We start from the raw sequence: 757 nt of genomic DNA, 5'->3' as shown, positions 1-757 counted from the left end.
ACCGGTTCGAGACAAGGGTTGAGGATATCTACTCTCTTACGCCTTTGCAGGATGGGATGCTGTTCCACAACATTGCTGACGAGAAATCGACGGGTTATGTCAACCAGAGCGTATTCTCGATCCGTGGTGATGTTGAAGAAGAGATGATCAAGCAGGCGCTGAAACTGCTCGCTCTGCGACATGACGTGTTGCGAACGGCGATTGTGTACAAAGAGCTCTCCAAACCAAGACAGGTACTGTTACATGACCGAGAAATCGGATATGAAAGAACGGATTTGTCAGGGCTTGACGAGTTGGAGCAGGAGAAAACAATCGCACACATCACAGACTGTCACATCCAACGTAGATTTAACTTGCAACAGGAGCCGTTGCTACGGATCCACTACATCGCACTTGGTGATGACAGCCACAAGTTGATTTGGAACTATCATCATATCATCTTGGACGGCTGGTGTTTGTCCATGCTGTACGGCGATTTCAACCGGTTCTACGGAATGCTCAAGAGCGGCAGAAGTCTGTCTGACCTCGCACGGATGGTAGCGGAAGAAAAGAAACAGACCGCGTCCTATGGGGAGTACATCCAATGGATGGAGAAGCAGGATCGTGATTTGGGGTTGTCTTATTGGGAGGATTTGCTGGCTGATTATGAAGAAACGGTAGAAATAAAACCTGTGATGCAGCCAGAATCGACTGATCAACAAGTTAAGCGAGAAATCGTTCAGCTGTCTACTGTAACCAGTAAGACGCTGATTCAGAC

General features: G+C 48.0%; 1 protein-coding gene. It reads left to right on the top strand.

The annotated features are described in order from the left end of the window. Positions 1 to 757, top strand: a 757-nt coding sequence (locus AMS59_RS23930) for a condensation domain-containing protein (protein WP_156304777.1), incomplete at both ends; no start/stop codon positions are given.

It is taken from the genome of Lysinibacillus sp. FJAT-14745 (assembly GCF_001275675.1).
Lineage (GTDB): Bacteria > Bacillota > Bacilli > Bacillales_A > Planococcaceae > Lysinibacillus.
This window is presented reverse-complemented; position numbering and strand designations above follow the sequence as displayed.